At 61.6% G+C, this 17,974-nt stretch carries 14 protein-coding genes; 5 read left to right on the top strand and 9 right to left on the bottom strand.

Features of this window, described 5'->3' with window-relative positions:
* Positions 1-172: 172 nt before the first annotated feature.
* Together HX866_RS33840 and ttcA are read right to left on the bottom strand one after the other, a co-directional pair.
* On the bottom strand, positions 173-844 hold the full coding sequence (locus HX866_RS33840; protein ID WP_177095533.1) for a DNA-3-methyladenine glycosylase I: 672 nt from the start codon (positions 842-844) through the stop codon (positions 173-175).
* Positions 845-1,669, bottom strand: coding sequence for a tRNA 2-thiocytidine(32) synthetase TtcA (gene ttcA / locus HX866_RS33835; RefSeq protein ID WP_177095531.1), 825 nt, complete (start codon positions 1,667-1,669; stop codon positions 845-847). It abuts the gene before it with no gap.
* A gap of 296 nt (positions 1,670-1,965) precedes the next feature.
* Here ttcA and HX866_RS33830 point away from each other — a divergent pair, with 296 nt between their 5' ends.
* Together HX866_RS33830 and HX866_RS33825 are read left to right on the top strand one after the other, a co-directional pair.
* A complete protein-coding gene (locus tag HX866_RS33830) occupies positions 1,966-2,568 on the top strand; it encodes a Yip1 family protein (protein ID WP_177095529.1) in 603 nt (200 codons plus the stop codon).
* 134 nt (positions 2,569-2,702) lie between these two features.
* Entirely contained in the window at positions 2,703-3,197 is a 495-nt protein-coding gene (locus HX866_RS33825; RefSeq protein ID WP_177125536.1) for a SprT family zinc-dependent metalloprotease, read from the top strand.
* A 402-nt stretch (positions 3,198-3,599) separates the two neighbouring features.
* On the opposite strand, the gene HX866_RS33820 is transcribed toward HX866_RS33825, so the two are convergent.
* Positions 3,600-4,781, bottom strand: coding sequence for a CaiB/BaiF CoA transferase family protein (locus HX866_RS33820; RefSeq protein WP_177141275.1), 1,182 nt, complete (start codon positions 4,779-4,781; stop codon positions 3,600-3,602).
* A gap of 153 nt (positions 4,782-4,934) precedes the next feature.
* Complete coding sequence (locus HX866_RS33815) at positions 4,935-6,266, bottom strand: dicarboxylate/amino acid:cation symporter (RefSeq protein WP_177095523.1); 1,332 nt, start codon at positions 6,264-6,266, stop codon at positions 4,935-4,937.
* A gap of 335 nt (positions 6,267-6,601) precedes the next feature.
* Between HX866_RS33815 and HX866_RS33810 the strand changes: the two genes are divergently transcribed.
* A complete protein-coding gene (locus HX866_RS33810) occupies positions 6,602-7,600 on the top strand; it encodes an AraC family transcriptional regulator (RefSeq protein ID WP_177125534.1) in 999 nt (332 codons plus the stop codon).
* A 15-nt stretch (positions 7,601-7,615) separates the two neighbouring features.
* On the opposite strand, the gene HX866_RS33805 is transcribed toward HX866_RS33810, so the two are convergent.
* Together HX866_RS33805 and HX866_RS33800 are read right to left on the bottom strand one after the other, a co-directional pair.
* Positions 7,616-8,962, bottom strand: coding sequence for an ATP-binding protein (locus HX866_RS33805; protein ID WP_177095520.1), 1,347 nt, complete (start codon positions 8,960-8,962; stop codon positions 7,616-7,618).
* Positions 8,959-9,636: a response regulator gene (locus HX866_RS33800; protein ID WP_177095518.1), complete on the bottom strand. Its 678-nt coding sequence runs from the start codon at positions 9,634-9,636 to the stop codon at positions 8,959-8,961. The genes HX866_RS33805 and HX866_RS33800 overlap by 4 nt, the downstream gene beginning before the upstream one ends.
* Before the next feature lie 210 nt (positions 9,637-9,846).
* Between HX866_RS33800 and HX866_RS33795 the strand changes: the two genes are divergently transcribed.
* Complete coding sequence (locus HX866_RS33795; RefSeq protein WP_218179212.1) at positions 9,847-10,572, top strand: 4'-phosphopantetheinyl transferase family protein; 726 nt, start codon at positions 9,847-9,849, stop codon at positions 10,570-10,572.
* A 9-nt stretch (positions 10,573-10,581) separates the two neighbouring features.
* Here HX866_RS33795 and HX866_RS33790 read toward each other — a convergent pair whose 3' ends face one another.
* Both HX866_RS33790 and HX866_RS33785 read right to left on the bottom strand, forming a co-directional pair.
* Entirely contained in the window at positions 10,582-12,192 is a 1,611-nt protein-coding gene (locus tag HX866_RS33790; protein WP_177141274.1) for an ATP-binding protein, read from the bottom strand.
* The gene (locus tag HX866_RS33785; protein WP_371319314.1) at positions 12,189-12,911 is read right to left on the bottom strand and encodes a response regulator; all 723 of its coding nucleotides are present in this window, start codon (positions 12,909-12,911) and stop codon (positions 12,189-12,191) included. Before HX866_RS33785 ends, HX866_RS33790 begins: the two co-directional genes overlap by 4 nt.
* 743 nt (positions 12,912-13,654) lie before the next feature.
* On the opposite strand from HX866_RS33785, the gene HX866_RS33780 reads away from it, so the two are divergent.
* The gene (locus tag HX866_RS33780; RefSeq protein WP_177095510.1) at positions 13,655-16,555 is read left to right on the top strand and encodes a ribonucleoside-diphosphate reductase subunit alpha; all 2,901 of its coding nucleotides are present in this window, start codon (positions 13,655-13,657) and stop codon (positions 16,553-16,555) included.
* 190 nt (positions 16,556-16,745) lie between these two features.
* Here HX866_RS33780 and HX866_RS33775 read toward each other — a convergent pair.
* Positions 16,746-17,974, bottom strand: a 1,229-nt coding sequence (locus HX866_RS33775) for a calcium-binding protein (RefSeq protein ID WP_305729601.1), incomplete at its 5' end; no start/stop codon positions are given.

The raw sequence follows: 17,974 nt of genomic DNA, 5'->3' as shown, positions 1-17,974 counted from the left end.
CCTGATGTTACTGGTTCCCTGTGGCGAGCGGGCTTGCCCGCGCTGGGGCGCGCAGCGGCCCTAAAACCAGAGCATTCGATGTACCTGACACAGCAAGGTGTCAGGTTTTACGACTGCTGCGCAGCCGAACGGGGGCAAGCCCCCTCGCCACAGTGAGTCCCCACGACTCGTATCAATGGTTGGTGGTGTACGCCAACATCATTGACAACTGGCACATCGGCCGGCCGCTTTCGGCATGCCACTGGTTGAAGGCGTCCTGCACGATCGCCTGGTCCCGCAGGCTGGTGGGCACCTTGTCGACGATCTTCTGCGCATTCAGCGCCGCCACCACGTCATAGGTCGGGACAAACGTGTCCTTGCCCACCATCCGCAGGAAACGCGGTGCCGACAGCCCGCCCAGTTGATGGCCGTGCTTGGCCAGGTACTTCCACAAGCCGGTGATTTCAGTAACCGGCCAGTCGGCGATCAACGCGCCGAAACTGCCCTTCTCCTTCGCCACGTCCAACACCATCTGCGCATTGCGCGGCACGCTCTTGAGCTTGCCCAGGTGGCGAATGATCCGCGCATCCTGCATCAGCCGCTCCAGATGCTCGGCCCCCATCAGCACCACTTTCTCCGGATCGAAACCGAAAAACACCTGCTCGAACACCGGCCATTTGGCGTCCACCAGGCTGTGCTTGAGGCCGGCGCGGAACACCCGCAAGGCAATCATCGACAGATAACGATCGTCCGGTAGTTCACGCAATTGCTGCGAACTGGCTGGCACCGGCAATTCGGCTTCCAGTGCAGCCGCCGAACCAAAGCGGTTCAGGCAGTACTCATGCAACCATTTGTAATCGCGCATTCAGAGGTTCACTACATTGACGAAGCGCGACGCGGCGGTTTCATCGATTCTAAGGTGGGTGAAGTCGAACAGGTTGCGATCAGCCAGTTGCGACGGCACGACATTTTGCAAACCACGGAAGATGCTTTCGGTACGCCCGGGGGTCTTGCGCTCCCACTCCTGGAGCATTTCCTTGACCACCTGGCGTTGCAGGTTTTCCTGGGAGCCGCAGAGGTTGCAGGGAATGATCGGGAATTGCTTGAGGTCGGAATAGGCCTGGATGTCCTTCTCGTTGCAATAAGCCAGCGGACGGATCACCACGTTGCGCCCGTCATCGGCCCGCAGCTTGGGCGGCATGGCCTTGAGCGAACCGTTGTAGAACAGGTTGAGGAAGAAGGTTTCGACGATATCGTCGCGGTGATGCCCCAGGGCCATCTTGGTCGCGCCGATCTGGTCGGCGAAGGTGTACAGCGTGCCGCGACGCAGGCGCGAACACAGCGAGCAGGTGGTCTTGCCTTCGGGTATCAGCTCCTTGACCACCGAGTAGGTGTCCTTCTCGACGATGTGATACTCCACGCCCAGCTCTTTCAGGTAGGCCGGCAGCACATGCTCGGGGAAACCGGGCTGTTTCTGGTCCATGTTCACGGCGACGATGTCGAACTTGATCGGCGCGACTTTCTGCAAGTGCATCAGAACATCAAGCAGTGTGTAGCTGTCCTTGCCACCGGACAGGCAGACCATGACCTTGTCACCCTCTTCGATCATGTTGAAGTCGGCGATCGCCTCACCGGCTTGCCGACGCAAGCGTTTCTGCAGTTTGTTCTGATTGACCGAAAGAGTGCCCATAGCTCTTGCCCTAACCCTTGAAATCCGCGCGAGGTGTGTCGAAAAGCCGATTATTTTACCTATAAACCGGCGCGGGGCGAAGACGGCGCGCCGCCGCTGTTCAGGCAAGGCCAGCGACACCCAATAAGACAATGCGATTACAGTCGCGCCCGACAGTTCGATTTGCTCTAAAGCGCGCCTCTCGCCCTCCCTATACTGCGACATAAGGTCGCATATAAATCCAGACCTGACTTCGGCCACTTGGCCCGCAGGCGCTCCACCGGGGGGCGATGGCAATAACAAAAGGAGTGACTGACATGATCCATCACGTCGTAGGACTGTTCACCCACCCTGATCAGGAATGGCGACAAATCCGTGGCGATGCCGAGGAAAGCATCGGTCACATGTACCTCACCCACACCTTGATCCTGGCTGCCATCCCGGCCATTTCGGCGTTTATCGGCACCACCCGGATCGGCTGGGTCATCGGCAACCGTGCGCCGGTGATGCTGACCCAGGACAGCGCCATCTGGATGACTCTCATGTCCTACATCGCCATGCTCGGCGGGGTGGCGGTCATGGGCGCGTTTATCCACTGGATGGCGCGTACCTATGACGCCAATCCGAGCCTGGCCCGTTGCGTGGCCTTCGCCACCTACACCGCGACACCGTTGTTCGTCGGCGGGCTGGCGGCGCTCTACCCACATATGTGGCTGGGGATGATCGTCGGCACGGCGGCCATCTGCTACACCGTCTATCTGCTGTATGTCGGCCTGCCGACCTTTATGAACATCCCGCAAGACGAAGGGTTCCTGTTCTCCAGCTCCGTCCTGGCCGTCGGCCTGGTGGTGCTGGTGGCGATCATGGCCTTTACCGTGATTGTCTGGGGTTTGGGCGTCGGCCCGGTGTACACCAACTGAATAAAACAAAGCCATAACTGCCAACACCGGCCGCCGCAAGGCGGCCTTTTAATGTGTCACGACCATACGGCGCCTGACGGATTCGGAAATCCCCGGGTTTACGGCATACTCGCCTTTCTGGAGATCCGTACAGCATGCCCGAGCAACTCAAGACCCGCGTCGAAGACTGTTTCCAACAAGCCGAATCCTTTTTCAAACGACCTTTCAAGCGTCCGCTGGTCAGCCTCAAGCTGCGCGGCCAGAAAGCCGGCGTGGCGCACCTGCATGAAAACCTGCTGCGCTTCAATCCGCAGCTGTACCGGGAAAACAGCGAGGACTTCCTCAAGCAGACCGTGGCCCACGAGGTCGCGCACCTGATCGCCCATCAGCTGTTCGGCGAGCGCATCCAGCCCCATGGCGAGGAATGGCAGTTGATCATGCGCGGCGTGTACGAACTGCCGCCCAATCGCTGCCACACCTATGAGGTCCAGCGTCGCCGGGTGATGCGGTATATCTACCGCTGTCCGTGCGCCGACAGCGATTTTGCGTTTTCCAGCCAGCGTCATCGGCTGGTGAGCGAGGGACGGCGTTACCTGTGCCGGCGCTGCCGAAATACGTTGGTGTTCAGCGGCGAAACACGTACCGAATAAGCCCGCGTCGAATACATGACTGGGGGGACGATACAGCCCCTGTAGGAGCCAGGGCAGCACGATACTTTTGTGGTGAGACGCGGTCCTGTAGGAGCTGGCTTGCCAGCGATGAGGCCAGCGGGATTTGCGTCGACCTTGCGGACGCCATCGCCGGCAAGCCGGCTCCTACAAATCGGGGTTCGCCACAAACCGTCTTCTGTAGGAGCTGGCTTGCCAGCGATGAGGCCAGCGGGACTTGCATCGACCTTTCAGACGCCATCGCCGGCAAGCCGGCTCCTACAAATCGGGGTTCGCCACAAACCGTCTTCTGTAGGAGCTGGCTTGCCAGCGATGAGGCCAGCAGGACTTGCATCGACCTTGCGGACGCCATCGCCGGCAAGCCGGCTCCTACAAGGACCGTGCTCAAGCAATGACACCGGCGGCGCGCAATTCGGCAATCTGCTCAAGGCTGTAGCCCAACTCCCGCAAGACTTCATCAGCATGCTCACCCAGCCGCGCACCGATATGCCGAGGTGCCGGCAGCCCCTGGGAAAACTTCAGCGGACAGGCCATCTGCGCCTGCATGCTTCCATCGCCGCGGGGCACCTGCACCACCACCTCCCGCGCCTGCAACTGCGGATGCTCGACGGCCTCGCCCAGGCTGAGTACCGGCTCAACGCAGGCATCCAGCCCGGCAAACAAAACGTACAGCTCATCGAAGTCATGTTTTTCGAACTCGATTTGCAGCGCCTGCTTCAACGCCTGTTGCTCCTCGGGCCGGGACGATAGCCCCTGGGCCGCCAGCTCCGGTCGTCCCAACGCTTCGCACAACGACTGCATAAACCCCGGCTCCAGGCTGCCCACGGCAAACCAACGGCCTTCCCGGCTGCGGTAATAGTCATAGAAGCTGCCGCCATTGAGCATCTGCTGCTCCGGCCCCGGCTCAACCCCGCAAGCGAGGAAACCCGCCCCGGCCATGGCATTCAGGCTGAAGGCGCAATCGGTCATGCTGATATCGACCTGCTGCCCCAACCCTGTCTGCTGCCGGGCGATAACGGCCGCCAGCAAGCCGATCACCCCATGCAGCGAACCGCCCGCGACATCCGCCACCTGCATCGCCAGGGGCAGCGGTCCGCCCTCCCGGCGCCCGGTGTAGCTGGCCAGCCCCGACAACGCCAGGTAGTTGATGTCGTGCCCGGCGCGGTCGCGATAAGGGCCGGTCTGGCCGTAGCCGGTGATCGACACGTAGATCAAGCGTGGGTTGATCGCCTTCAGGGCTTCATAACCCAGCCCCAGCCGATCCATCACCCCGGGACGGAACTGCTCGAGGACGATGTCATGTTCGCGCAGCAGGTCATGGATCACCACCACTGCCGCGGCCTGCTTCAAGTCCAGGGCCAGGCTGCGCTTGTTGCGGTTGAGCCAGGCATGGCTGGCGGAAACGTCACGGTCGTGGGGCGGCAATACCCGCAGCAGGTCCAGACGGCCAGGCGCCTCGATGCGCAGCACCTCGGCGCCCAGGTCGGCCAGCAACAGCGAGGCAAACGGCCCCGGCAACAGTGTCGAGAAATCCAGGACCTTGAGTGACGCCAGCGGACCGTGCATGGGTTTTGCCTTTCCAGATCGACAGGCCCCAGGGTAGGCAGCCAGCCCAACGGCAGCAAGTACCACAACGTTCAGAGTCCCTGACGTAAACGCCCAGATTCCCGCTGGCATAAAAAAACCCATCCGAAGATGGGTTTTTATTAACGCTGAAGCTTACTTGACGCTTGGCGCCGAGCCTTCGGCTACGCCCAGGTCATCCTGTGCGCGCTCGTCTTCAATACCGCGACCACCGGAAGCCAGTTCCGTGTGCAGCTTGTCTTCATCCAGTTCCTTGACCCACTTGGCCACCACCAGGGTCGCCACGGCGTTGCCCACCAGGTTGGTCAGGGCACGGGCTTCGGACATGAAGCGGTCGATACCGAGGATCAGTGCCAGACCAGCCACCGGCAGGTGACCCACAGCCGACAAGGTCGCCGCCAGCACGATGAAACCACTACCGGTCACGCCCGCAGCGCCCTTGGAGGACAACAGCAGCACCAGCAGCAGGGTGATCTGGTGGGTGATGTCCATGTGGGTGTCAGTCGCCTGAGCGATAAACACGGCCGCCATGGTCAGGTAGATCGAGGTACCGTCGAGGTTGAAGGAGTAGCCGGTCGGGATCACCAGGCCGACTACCGATTTCTTCGCGCCCAGGCGTTCCATCTTGACCAGCATGCGTGGCAGGGCCGATTCCGAAGAGGAAGTCCCCAGTACGATCAGCAGCTCTTCACGGATGTAGCGAACCAGCTTCAACACGCTGAAACCGTGTGCACGGCAGATGGCGCCCAGCACCACCACCACGAACAGGACGCAGGTGATGTAGAAGCAGATCATCAGCTGGCCCAGTTGCACCAGGGAGCTCACGCCGTAGGCACCGATGGTGAAGGCCATGGCACCCAGCGCACCCAGGGGGGCCAGTTTCATGATCATGTTGATGATGTTGAACATGACGTGGGCGAAACGATCGATGAACTCCAGCAGCGGCTTGCCGTAGGCACCCAGGCGATGCAGGGCGAAACCGAAGATCACCGAGAACATCAGCACTTGCAGGATGTCGCCGTTGGCGAAGGCGCCGACGATGGTGTTCGGGATCACGTTGAGGATGAAGCCAACGACGCTCTGGTCAGCACCCGCGGTGACATAGGCCGCGACTTTCGAGGCATCCAGGGTGGCCACGTCGATGTGCATGCCGCTACCCGGCTGGATGACGTTGACCACGACCAGGCCGATCAGCAGGGCGATGGTGGAAACCACTTCGAAGTACATCAGCGCGTAGCCGCCGGTCTTGCCGACAGCCTTCATGCTCTGCATGCCGGCGATGCCGCTGACAACGGTGCAGAAGATGATCGGGGCGATGACCATTTTGATCAGCTTGATGAAGCCGTCACCCAGTGGCTTGAGGGCCACCGCAGTGTGTGGGTAGAAATGGCCGAGCAGGATGCCGATAGCGATAGCTACGACCACCTGGAAATACAGGGATTTGTACAGTGGCTGACGAGTCGTCATTGCAAAGTTCCTCAAGAGATCACACGCCCGTTATCCATCAGCGGCCATGGGACCTGAAGCACGAACCCTCCTGCACCGGAGGGATTTTTGTTTTTTATCGAACTGCGTGGGGCAGACCTCTTAACGCTTCGCAAAGCCCGTGCCACTTTTGAAAAATAACGGCAAAGCCTTTAGCCATCATCCCTGGCGGGTTTTATCGCACGGTTACCCCTACAGCATAGATGGCGGTTTTCCGCCCATCCACCCCAAAGCAGCCGAGGATTTGGCGGATATCCGCCTTGTCCCTGCGCCATTTCCATGACTACCATCGAGCACTCAACGGACCGGACCGCCCCATGCGTGAACGCAGTATCGCCAGCCACTTCGCCCGCGCCGCCCTGGAGGGTGCGCGTCGGCAGGGTCACGACTGTGCGCCGCTGCTGCAACGCTTGAGTATCGCCCCGCAGTGGCTCGACGAACCGCGAGCACGCCTGGCGCCGGAGCTGTTCACCCAATTGCTGCAAGGGCTCTGGCTGGAACTGGACGACGAATACCTGGGGTTCGGCCAGAGCCGCTGCCGTCGCGGCACCTTCGCCATGATGATGCATGCGCTGATTCACTGTTCCACCCTGGAAAAGGCCCTGAATCGCAGCCTGCGGTTCTACAGCCTGTTTCCCGACGCGCCGCGCCTGCAACTCAGCCGCGAAGGCGACTGCGCGCGGCTGAGCCTGGACGCTTCGAACCTGTGGGACCCGGATCACTTTCTCAGCGAGTGCCTGCTGGTGATCTGGCACCGCCTGGGCAGTTGGCTGATCGGCCAGCGCATTCCCCTGCTCGAGGCCAGCTTCGGCTACCCGAGGCCCGAGCATGCCAGTGAATACGATCTGTTGTTTCCCTGCCCCCTGAGCTTCGACACCAGCACCAGCAGCCTGCTGTTCAACAGCCGCTACCTGGGCATGCCGTTGCAGCAGGACGAGCGCACGCTCAAGCAGTTCCTCGCTCGCGCCCCCGCCGACCTGCTGGCCCGGCCCGACGACGGCGACAGCCTGAGCAGCCAGCTGCGGCGCCTGCTCAGTCGCGATGCCAGTCGTTGGCCGGACCTGGAAGCCGTCGCCCAACAGCTGCACATCAGCCCGCAGACCCTGCGGCGGCACTTGCGCGAGGAAAGCACGAGTTTTCAGGAGCTCAAGGATCAACTGCGGCGGGACATCGCCATCTACCATCTGGGCCGCAGCGAACTGTCGTTGCAACAGATCGCCGAGCAGCTGGGGTTTTCCGAGCCCTCGGCCTTTCACCGGGCCTTCAAGAAGTGGACCGGCCTGACCCCCGGTGCCTATCGCGCCCAGGAACTCTAGAGACGGGCCCTACCGTTACTGTGGCGGGAAATGAATCCGGAACGACGCGCCGCCCAGGGTCGAATCCCCCAGGGTCATCTCCGCGTCGTAACTCTGGATAATGTCCTGGACCACCGCCAGGCCGATGCCCTGCCCCGGGTGCTGGCGATCCAGGCGCTCGCCGCGTTGCAGTACCCGCGCGCGCTGGTCCGGCGGCACCCCCGGCCCATCGTCTTCGACATACACTTCGATCCCCTGCAAGCCCCGGCGCAGGCTGATCCGCACCTGGCTCAGACACAAGCGGTAGGCGTTCTCCAGCAGGTTGCCCAGCAGTTCCAGCAGCGCGCCCTGCTCGATCGGCACATGGCTGAATTGCGGCACGTCGATGGCGACCACAACCCGTTTATCGCGATACACCTTGTCCAGCGTGCTGCACAGGCTGTCGAGCACCGGCCGCAGTTCGACCTGATGCCGGACCAGGCCGCTCTTGCGCAGGCTGGCGCGCTGCAGCTGGTAGCTGATCTGCTGGTTCATCCGTTCGATCTGGCTTTGCAGGACTCGGGCCTGTTCACGATCCTGGGGCCGCTGCGCCATCCCCTCGCTGACCCCTTGCAGGACCGCCAGGGGTGTTTTCAGGCTGTGGGCCAGGTCGTCCAGGGAATCGCGATAGCGGCTGCGCTGTTCACGCTCGCTGCGCAACAGGCGGTTGAGGGAGCCGGTCAGGCGCAGCAGTTCCCGTGGATGCTCCTCGCTGAGGCTTTCCAGTTCGCCGCTCTCGATCTGGTCCAGTTCCTGGCTCAGCCGCCGCAGCGCGCGCAGGCCCCAGGTCAGGCCGAGCCAGAGCAGCGCCAGCAGTACGGACAAGGCCGCGCCGAAACCCAGGTAGAGTTTTTCCCGCAGGCCGGCCAGGGTCATGTTGTATTCGCGCATGGGTTGCAGCGCCACAAAGCTGTAGGCGGCGCTCTTGCCGCCGAGCAACTTGACCTCGACGTCGTAGACGAAAAATTCGTTGCCGTTGTCTTCGCGGATTTTCGCGAATTCGTTGCCGCGCCCGTCATACCGTGGGCGGTAATTGATGTGTTCTTCCTGGGTCGCCCGGGAACGCCAGACCAGCCGCCCCTCACGGTCGAAGATATAACCCAACAGGCGGCTGTCGGGCAGGTTGAATCGTTCGTCGGGGAGCAGATCGGGCATCTGCAGTTTTTGTCTTTCGATACGCGCCGCGGAAATCAAGGTGGTCACGTCCGAGGCCAGGCGTTGCTCGATGGAATCCTGCAATGCCAGGCTGAACGCCCCCTGCATCGCCGGGAGCAGGGCCAGCATGAACAAGATCGCCAGGATGGTGGCGGCCAGCATCAGCCGCACCCGTAGCGAACGAATCACCGGCAGCGCTCGTTGAACAGGTAGCCCAGGCCTCGCACGGTATCGATCGGTTTGAACCCCACCGGCCCTTCCAGCTTACGCCGCAAGCGTCCGACCAGGACTTCGATGACATTCGGATCGCGCTCGTCGTCGTCCGGATACAGCTGTTCCATCAGGCGGTCCTTGGCCACCACCTGCTGGTGATGACGCATCAGGTATTCGAGAATCCGATATTCGTAGGCCGTCAGCGCCAGGGGCTGGTCATCGAGGGACGCCTGCTTGCGGTTGAGGTCCAGCAGCAGGGGGCCGGCGGTAATGGTCGACTGGGTGAAACCGCTGGAGCGCCGCAGCAAGGCATTCATCCGCGCCTCCAGTTCCTCGAACTGGAAGGGCTTGACCAGATAGTCGTCGGCACCGGCGGCCAGGCCTTCGACCTTGTCCTGCCAGTTGCCGCGTGCGGTGAGGATCAGGATCGGGAAAACCTTGCCACCCGAGCGCAGTTGACGGATCAGGTCCAGTCCGCCCATCCCAGGCAGGCCGAGATCGATGACCGCCAGGTCGTGGTGGAACTGCCCGGTCTGGTACAGCGCCTCTTCAGCATTGCCCACCGCCTCGACCACATGGCCATTGTCACCCAGGCGGGTCTGCAAGTGATGGCGCAACAACGCCTCGTCTTCTACCACCAGCAATTTCATAGTGCTCTCCCAACGCTACCGGCATCGCTCACCCATAACGGTAACTCAGTTCTGCCAAAGTGTTTCATGAAAGACACGGCCGACCGGCAAGCAGCAGATTCGCGCATCATCATTGATACAGAGTAAACAGGTGGCCCTGAACTCCCCCTGAACACATTGGATCAACCCCGCTACTACCCAGCCCCGGCGCAACCCGGCAAAATGCCCGATATGAACAGTCTTCCCGCCCTGCCCGCCTGCTGCACGCCCTTCGATGCCCACTGGCCGTTGCCCGAAGCGCTAGCCCATTGTGTCTTTCTCAGCACCCGGTTCAACCCGGCGCAGCTCGTCGCGGACGATTTCCCGCGCAGCCGTATCGAGCCGCCGGCCAGTATTCAGCGCTCGGTCGCCAAGCGCCAGGCCGAATTCCTCGCCGGACGCCTCTGTGCCCGCGCCGCCCTGCGGCAACTGGACGGCACCGACAGCGTTCCGGCCATCGGTGAAGACCGTGCGCCCATCTGGCCGGCCCATATCACCGGGTCCATCACCCACGGCACCGGCCGGGCGGCGGCCATTGTCGCGCCCAAACGCCACTGGCAGGGCCTGGGCATGGACCTGGAAGACCTGCTGAGCGCCGAGCGGGCCGAGCGACTGGCCGGCGAAATTCTCATTCCGGCCGAGATGCAGCGCATGGCCGAAGGCTCCCCAGAGCAACTCGCCCTGCTGGTGACCCTGACCTTCTCGGTCAAGGAGAGCCTGTTCAAGGCGCTCTACCCGCTGGTGCAAAAACGCTTTTACTTCGAGCACGCCGAAGTGCTGGAGTGGGACATCCACGGCCAGGTGCGCTTGCGTCTGCTGACCGACCTGTCCAGTGAATGGTGCACGGGCAGAGAACTGCAGGGGCAATTCGGCCTGCATGAAGGACAATTGCTGAGCCTGGTCGCCATCCCGGCGTGAACCGCGGCGTCAGGCCTTGTCCTGATAACGCGGCCAGCTCAGGCTGAAACACGCACCGTCGAGCAACTGGCTCTTGCCGATCAGCGCCCGGCCGTCGTGCCAGTGAATGATCCGGCGCACGATGGACAACCCCAGGCCATGCCCACCCGAGGCCCGGGTGCGGCTGTCATCCAGGCGCATGAACGGCGTGAAGATCCGGTCCCAGGCATTTTCCGGCACGCCGGGGCCGTCGTCCTCGACATCCACCCGGCAGCGCAAGGGCCCGACCTGGTAACTGATGCACACCTGCGACTGCGCATGGCGCATCGCGTTGCTGACCAGGTTCTGCAAAGCCCGATGCAGGTAACGCGGCTCGGCTTCGACCCACACCTCGTCGCCGCCGGCCAGCGGAAAGCACAAGCCGCGCATCACCCGCACTTCCACCCGCAACGGCGCCAACTCGCCGATCACCTGGTCGACCAGGGCACTGAGGTCGATCCGCTGGAAGTTCAACGCCGGCGTGCCCTGTTCCAGGCGGGCATAGGTCAACATCTCGTCCACCAGCCGGTCGAGGTCCTGGATATCGCTGTCCATGCCCTCCATATATTTGTGCCGGGCTTCGGGCGTCTGCGCGTCGCCAATCATTTCCAGGCCGAAACGCAGGCGCGCCACCGGTGTGCGCAACTCGTGGGAGACCGCCCGCACCAGTTCACGCTGGATCATCAAGGAACGCTGCAGGTGCTCGGCCATGCCATTGAACGCCGCCGCCAGGCGTCCGATGGAGTCCGCATCACCGGCAGGCACGCGGGTTTCCAGACTGCCCTGGGCCAACCGCGTGGCCGCCGACTCCAGCCCGCGCAGGCGCCGCTCCAATTGCCGCACCAGGAGGTAGACGATCAGGCCGATCAGGCTCAAGCCGAGCACGGCAATCAACACCAGCCATTGCGCCGGATAAGGGTTCATCTGATACAGCGGGCCGATTTCCAGGACCCACGGCGTACCGGACAGACCGGCAAATACCCGGATCGAGTCGCCGCCCTTGCCCAGGGCCATGACCGTGTCGCCTTCACTGATCCGTCGGCGCTGGTCTTCATCCATATCGGCCTGGTCCGGGGTGAGCAGTTTCATGTCGAAGCCAAAGCCCTTGTCCTGCTTGAGCGCCGCCAGGCGCGCAGGCTGCTCGGCATCCGGGTAGCGCACCAGCTCGTCGGCCAATAGATAGATAGTCGCCCGGGCCAACTGCTCGCTGATCTGCTGGACCTCGCCGGTCAGCACCAACGGCTCCGGGTCGCTGACCAGCCGATAAATCTTCGCCGCATAAGGCCCGGTCTGCTCCACCAGGGCCAGCCCCCGCAGCACCCGGGTGCGCTGGCCGAGATCCAGGTGCGCATCGGCCAACGGCTGCAAGGCCAGCGGAATACCCAGCAAACGCTCCCACACCGCCAGGGCCCGGCGGCGCTCGATTTCGTTCATCGGCCGCAGGTTGTCGGCCATCAACGAGAACGTGCCATGGGCCAGGTGCTCGCGATACTGCTCGCCGCGCACCTGGTTGAGCAGGTGCAGGGCCAGCACACCGAGCAACGCCACCAGCACCAGGGCGGCACACATGCCACCGTAGATGCGCAGGAAGATCGAGTTCACGACGGCAGGTCTGCGAACGCTTCGGGGACAAACAGATAACCTTTGCTGCGAATGGTCTTGATCAAGCGCGGATGCTCGGGGTCATCGCCGATTTTCGGGCGAATCCGCGAGATACGTACATCGATGGAGCGGTCCTGGCCGTCATAACCGATACCGCGCAAGGCGGTGAAGATTTCTTCGCGGGAGAGAATCCGTCCCGCATTCGCCACCAGCAGCCAGAGCAGATCGAACTCGGCACTGGTCAGTTCGATCCCCGCCCCGCTCAGCCAGGCCTCGCGCAAGGCGTTGTCGATCAGCAACGGGCCGAACTGCAGGCGCCGGACCTTTTCCTCGGCCGCCCCCTGGAGCGGCTCGCCGCGCCGCAGCAGCGCGCGGATACGCGCCAGCAACAGGCGCGGGCGCACGGGCTTGCAGACATAATCGTCGGCGCCCAGGTCCAACCCCTGGATCTGGTCGAGATCGTCGGTACGTGCGGTGAGCATCAGGATCACTCCGTCGTAGCGCTCGCGCACCTTGCGACAGATGCTCAAGCCATCCTCGCCGGGCAACATCAGGTCGAGAATCACCAGGTCAGGCTGTTCGGCGATAATCCGTGCGGCGGCCAGGGCGCCGTTGCCCTCGATGGAAACCCGCAAGCCGTTGCTCTCCAGATACTCACGGGTCAACTCGGCCAGACGCCGGTCATCCTCGACTATCAATACCTGCCAGGCTTGCTCCACGGACGACCCCTGCATACGAATGTTCAGCGTTGAAAGAATCCACCCGTCTTTTTGTCATGATTTTGGTGGATATAGAAAGGCTAAGGCCGGCCGATTGTAGCAACGACACGCTCATCGCACATACGCCAGGATTCGCTCTCGGTCCTGGGCTTTTTTTGTGATAGGGTTCGCGCCCGCAAAAATCCACACAGGTGGTTGGTGGACGTAAAAAACAATGAAAGGCGGTGCGATCCCGGCCTGCCGCGGCCTACACGCGTTTTCAAGCTTTCATACACAAATTACGCACAGATTTATCCACAGGTAGTACGTTGCAATCGGCCCCCAAAACGCATTATCTTGTATCTCGGCAGCAAAAAAACCCAACATGTAGGGTTTTCGCCCAAATTCCCCAACCACATTTCGCGTCAGGAACTCAAGCTCTTTTCTTGCATCCGCGGGGTTGAACTAAACACTGATTTAAAAGACCAAACCGCATACGCGGATGGCAGCCGTTCTTCCCCCACGCGTGGGAAAACGGTACGGGTGTTGCAGGACAAATGCAGGACAAACTGTCACCCACCAGGAATACAGTTTCGGGTCAACGACCCGCAGCCTTGAACACTTCGGCATGGAAGCGGCGCCCGAAAGCCCCCTTCCTCTGTCCCGAAGTCGTTATGCCCGACATTGCTCGGTTGTAGTGCTTCAGGACGGAACGGTGGGCACCTTATGGTGCCCAAACAAACATAGAGAACGTGGAGACACCCATGCAAACCGACACAACTCGCGAGAACCCGCAAGGCACCGTGCCGCAGGCCGCCGATTCGAATCTGGATCTGTCCGCCACCGCGCCGGGCCAACTGCGCGTGATCAAGCGTAACGGCACTGTCGTTGCTTACACCGATGACAAGATCACCGTCGCCATCACCAAGGCGTTCCTCGCAGTTGAAGGCGGCACCGCTGCCGCCTCGTCGCGCATCCACGACACCGTTGCCCGCCTGACCGAGCAGGTCACCGCGACCTTCAAGCGCCGCATGCCATCGGGCGGCACCATCCACATCGAGGAAATCCAGGACCAGGTCGAACTGGCCCTGATGCGTGCCGGCGAGCAGAAAGTTGCCCGTGACTACGTGATCTACCGTGATTCGCGAGCCAAGGAACGCGCCATCCGCGCCCCTTCCGAAGAGCCGGTCAACGCTCACCCATCGATCCGCATCACCCGCGCCGACGGCAGCGTTGCGCCGCTGGACATGGGCCGCCTGAACACCATCGTCACCGAAGCCTGCGAAGGCCTGGAAGAAGTCGACGGCGACCTGATCCAGCGCGAAACCCTGAAGAATCTCTACGACGGCGTGGCCCTGAAAGACGTCAACACCGCCCTGGTGATGACTGCCCGGACCCTGGTAGAGCGCGAGCCGAACTACTCCTTCGTGACCGCCCGCCTGCTGATGGACACCCTGCGTGCCGAAGGCCTGAGCTTCCTGGAAGTGGCCGACAGCGCCACCCACCACGAAATGGCCGAGCTGTACGCCAAGGCCCTGCCGGCCTACGTCGCCAAGGGTATCGAGTTTGAACTGCTGAACCCGGTCCTGGCCGAATTCGACCTGGAAAAACTCGGCAAGGCGATCAACCACGAGCGCGACCAGCAGTTCACTTACCTGGGCCTGCAAACCCTGTACGACCGTTACTTCATCCACAAGGATGGCGTGCGTTTCGAACTGCCACAGATCTTCTTCATGCGCGTGGCCATGGGCCTGGCGATCGAAGAGAAGCAACGCGAAGAGCGCGCCATCGAGTTCTACAACCTGTTGTCGTCCTTCGACTACATGGCTTCGACCCCGACCCTGTTCAACGCCGGCACCCTGCGTCCACAGCTGTCGAGCTGCTACCTGACCACCGTGCCGGATGACCTGTCGGGCATCTACCACGCGATCCACGACAACGCCATGCTGTCGAAATTCGCTGGCGGCCTGGGCAACGACTGGACTCCGGTGCGCGCACTGGGCTCGTACATCAAGGGCACCAACGGCAAATCCCAGGGCGTCGTGCCGTTCCTCAAAGTGGTCAACGACACCGCCGTAGCGGTCAACCAGGGCGGCAAGCGCAAGGGCGCGGTCTGTGCCTACCTGGAAACCTGGCACATGGACATTGAAGAGTTCATCGAGCTGCGCAAGAACACCGGTGATGATCGTCGTCGTACCCACGACATGAACACCGCCAACTGGATCCCTGACCTGTTCATGAAGCGTGTCTTCGATGACGGCAAGTGGACCCTGTTCTCGCCATCGGAAGTGCCGGACCTGCACGACCTGACCGGCAAGGCCTTCGAAGAGCGCTACGAGTACTACGAAGCCCTGACCGAGTACAACAAGATCAAGTTGTTCAAGGTCGTCCAGGCCAAGGACCTGTGGCGCAAGATGCTCTCCATGCTGTTCGAAACCGGCCACCCATGGCTGACCTTCAAGGACCCGTGCAACCTGCGCAGCCCGCAGCAGCACGTGGGCGTGGTCCACAGCTCGAACCTGTGCACCGAGATCACCTTGAACACCAACAAGGACGAGATCGCCGTCTGCAACCTGGGCTCGATCAACCTGCCGAACCATATCGTGGGCGGCAAGCTGGACACCGCCAAGCTGCAACGTACCGTGAACACGGCCGTGCGCATGCTCGACAACGTGATCGACATCAACTATTACTCGGTGCCACAGGCGAAGAACTCCAACTTCAAGCACCGTCCGGTCGGCCTGGGCATCATGGGCTTCCAGGACGCCTTGTACCTGCAGCACATTCCTTACGGTTCGGATGCTGCCGTCGAGTTCGCCGACAAGTCCATGGAAGCGGTCAGCTACTACGCGATCCAGGCTTCCTGCGACCTGTCCGACGAGCGTGGCGCCTACGAGACGTTCCAGGGTTCGCTGTGGTCCAAGGGCATCCTGCCACTGGATTCGCAACAGATCCTGATCGAGTCCCGTGGCCAGAAGTACATCGATGTCGACCTGAACGAAAGCCTCGACTGGGCACCGGTTCGCGCCCGTGTACAGAAAGGCATTCGTAACTCCAACATCATGGCCATCGCACCGACCGCCACCATCGCCAACATCACCGGCGTATCGCAGTCGATCGAACCGACCTATCAGAACCTGTATGTGAAATCGAACCTGTCGGGCGAATTCACCGTGATCAACCCGTACCTGGTTCGCGACCTGAAGGCTCGCGGTCTGTGGGACTCGGTAATGATCAACGACCTGAAGTACTACGACGGTTCCGTGCAACAGATCGAACGCATCCCGCAAGAGCTCAAAGAGCTGTATGCAACCGCCTTCGAAGTGGAAACCAAGTGGATCGTCGATGCTGCCAGCCGTCGCCAGAAGTGGATCGACCAGGCGCAGTCGCTGAACCTGTACATCGCCGGCGCTTCGGGCAAGAAGCTCGACGTGACCTACCGCATGGCCTGGTACCGTGGTCTGAAGACCACCTACTACCTCCGTGCCCTGGCCGCGACCAGCACCGAGAAGTCGACCATCAACACCGGCAAGCTGAACGCTGTTTCTAGCGGCGGCAACCACGGCGACGATTCGGTCTTGGCGGCACCTACCGCGCCAGCCGGCCCGGCACCAGTGCCAAAGGCCTGTGCGATCGACGAGCCGGACTGCGAAGCTTGCCAATAAGCCGAGCGAGACCCGCGCCTTACCGCGCGAGTTGAGAAACCCCCGTCAGGCCTTGGGCCTGGCGGGGGTTTTCTTTTGCCCGTAGAAAAATCAATGCAAGAAAAAAGCGGTAAAGCCTGTTTGCACAGGCTTTACCGCTTCCGTTATCGGCAACTTGCCTGATGGCAGGCTGCCGATGGTTTTTCGTTGCTCAGGCTGGAATGGTGAATGTATCGCCATTGGCAGTCTGGAATGACTCGATGGTATTGGAACCTGCGTACCAGTCACTCAAGATCACGGCAGGATGATCGTTGCCGGCATTCAAGGCCGTGGCCGAGAAGATATAGGCGCTCGTACCGTCCGTCTTGATCGTCACGTCTTGGAAGGACTGGATATTCTGGAGCTTGACCAGATCACGTCCTGCCAGACCGTCGTCCTTGATCAGTACGGTCGAGGCCGAGGAAACGATGTACGTGTCACCGCCCTCTCCGCCATAGGCATACCCGCTGCCCGACAGCGTCAACTGATCAGCACCGGCACCACCGAAAAGCTGGTACTCACTCCCCGTGCCGGTCAGGTTATCGTTGCCGTCACCGCCGATGGCAGTGCCGGAAGACACCGTGATGGTGTCGTTACCGGCCTCACCGTACAAGATGCTTCCCGCATCGTTGGTGCTGCTCACCATCGTGTCATTGCCATTGCCGCCGTAAAGCATATCGGCCTGCGCGGTGCTCGCACCGGATGCCGGCAGCACGGCACTGGTGTCGGTTACAGTGCCACCGTAGATGAAGTCGTCGCCATCACCACCATAGATCGTGTCGCTGCCTGCGCCGCCCTCCAGCTTGTTCGAATAGCTGTTCCCCGTCAGCGTGTCGTTGAAGTCCGAGCCCATCAGGTTATCGATGTTGTTGAGGACATCACCTTGCGCGTCGCCGCCAGAGGCGGTCCCGGTTTGCAGGTTGATCTGGACTGCATCGTTGCTGGTCAGGTACCAGGCACCATCGCCCCGACCCATGCCGTTGAACGTATCGGCACCGAGTCCACCAATGAAGTTTTCCGCATTGCCAAGGCTGCCCGTGAAAGTATCGGCCTGGTCGGTACCCTGGAAAATTTCGATGGAGGTGTAGGTGTCGCCTGCGGCTACGCCGGTTAATACCGGAGCGCTGAGGTCGAGCACAATACCGCTGCTTTCGCTGGCGAAGCTCAACATGTCCATGCCCAGACCGCCGTCAAAGCGGTTGGCACCGGAGTCACCAACGAAGGAGTCGGCAAAGCGAGACCCCTGGATGATTTCGATTCCGTCGAAGGTATCCCCCGCAGCAATGCCGCTGTGGACACCGGTCTTGGCATTGAAGGAGATTCCCACTGAAGAATCGTAGTAGCTGACGGTATCGATCCCTGCGCCCCCGATAAACTGGTCCGCACCGGCACCGCCCATCA

The sequence above is a fragment of the Pseudomonas gingeri genome (assembly GCF_013386165.1).
Taxonomy (GTDB): Bacteria; Pseudomonadota; Gammaproteobacteria; order Pseudomonadales; family Pseudomonadaceae; genus Aquipseudomonas; species Aquipseudomonas gingeri_C.
Note: the sequence above shows the minus strand (reverse complement) of the source record. Positions and strands in the feature narration are given on the sequence as shown.